Raw genomic sequence first — 1,767 nt, forward strand, 5'->3', positions numbered from 1 at the left:
TGGACCAATTCCCACTTTTACCGCAGAAGCACCTGCAGCTACTAAATCTAAAGCTGCTTCAGCTGTTGCTATGTTACCAGCTACTATATCTAGATCAGGATATGTTTGTCTCGTTTGTTTAACTCGATTAATCACTCCTGCAGAATGTCCATGTGAAGAATCGATAAGAATTACATCAACTCCAGCTTCTACTAGAAGTCTAACACGCTCTTCATTTCCCTCACCTGCTCCAATAGCGGCACCAACTCTTAATTTATTATTTTGATCCACTACAGCTTGAGGGTATTTACCTAAGTCCACATAAGTATTTTTTACTAAAGCAACCTGTCTTGCTTGCTCAACTGGAGACATGTTTTTATGAATAAAACCTACACCTCCAACTAAAGCTAAAGCTATTGCTAATTCATATTCAGTAACAGTATCCATTGCCGAAGAAATAATTGGCACATTTAAATTTATATTTTTTGTTAATTTTGTTGCCAAATTCGCAGTGTTAGGTAAAACATTTGAAGCTCTAGGGATAATAAGAACATCGTCAAATGTAACCCCTTCATATTTGATACGTAACATTTTATCTCTCGTGTCTAATTTACTTAGGTTAATTATTGTTGATAGATATAAAAATAGTGCTGGATTAACACAGCACCTATTTTTTGAAAGGTGATAATCAATCTTACCTTTCAATGAAAACTTTATTGGGCAATATTATATAGGAAAAGTTAAAATAATCAAGTACCCAAATAGCGTGCAAACTTATATTAATGATATTTAAATCTAAAAACTAATATAGCTCCCTACTAGGGAGCTATAAAAATTAGTTACGATTACCAAAAATTCTTAATAAAGAAATAAATAAATTGTAAACGTCAATTAATAAGCCTAAAGCTAATTGAGTAACAGATAGTAAACCTGTATTAACTGCTACAGAAAGTCTATAGAGAATTAAACCACAAGATACTAAAGCTACTACATAAGCTAAAGCTAAAGATAAGAAAGAAGATTTAATTAAAAATGCATTAAGTAGACCTACTACAACTGCAGATAAAATCACAACGAATAAAATTCCACCAATTTTTGTGAAATCTCTTTTTGTAATAATTGCGTAAGCAGCTAGAGAAATAAAAATAGCACCCGTAGCAAATAACGCATTAATAACTACAGCAGCACCTTGAATACTAATGTACATAGCAACTGTAGGAACTACAGCATAGCCTAATAAAGCTCCAACTCCTACTACTGAAGCATAACCTGCTGGAGTATCTCCTAACGATGGAATAAAAAACGTACCAGCAAAAACTAATAGAAATGCTACTAAAGAATAAGTAGGATTAATAAATCCTGTGATTAAACTGAAGTAACCTGTAGCAATCGCTGCTATAACTGATACTCCTAAAAGTGCAAATGCTTTACGCAGTACAACACTTCTAACATCATTGTAAGCGTATGAACCTGTTTTCGTAATACGATCTGTAAACATTTAAATTCCTTAAAAAATTTAACAAGTCTAATTATTTATTCTTTCCTAAAAAAGGAAAATAGTTTTTTCAATATATTTATACATGCTTAAATTGCTTATTTCAACATTTAATATATTGATAATGCAGATATACCATCTGTCGTACTCTATATTATAACGTAAAAAAAATGTTTTAACAGTATTTTAAAGTCATATTTTACCTATAAGCTTATATTATTATCTACATCTTAGATATACAACTTAGAATGCAACTCATTAGAAATGAATACTTCTTTAATACCTCTATCTAC

General features: G+C 31.1%; 2 protein-coding genes. Both read right to left on the reverse strand.

All coding sequences use genetic code 11. The annotated features are described in order from the left end of the window. On the reverse strand, positions 1-570 hold a 570-nt coding region (locus tag CKF59_RS07370), incomplete at its 3' end, for an IMP dehydrogenase (protein WP_147397149.1). Between the two features lie 244 nt (positions 571-814). After that, positions 815-1,477 carry a Bax inhibitor-1/YccA family protein gene (locus CKF59_RS07375; RefSeq protein ID WP_119535271.1) on the reverse strand — a complete coding sequence of 221 codons (663 nt, stop codon included), beginning with the start codon at positions 1,475-1,477 and terminating at the stop codon, positions 815-817. Positions 1,478-1,767 lie beyond the last annotated feature (290 nt).

The sequence above is a fragment of the Psittacicella gerlachiana genome, assembly GCF_003585965.1.
Taxonomy (GTDB): Bacteria; Pseudomonadota; Gammaproteobacteria; order Enterobacterales; family Psittacicellaceae; genus Psittacicella; species Psittacicella gerlachiana.

Bases quoted from the DNA above. Each gene is read 5' to 3' on its own strand.
- CKF59_RS07375 (WP_119535271.1), bottom strand. From the start codon at position 1,477: ATGTTTACAGATCGTATTACGAAAACAGGTTCATACGCTTACAATGAT.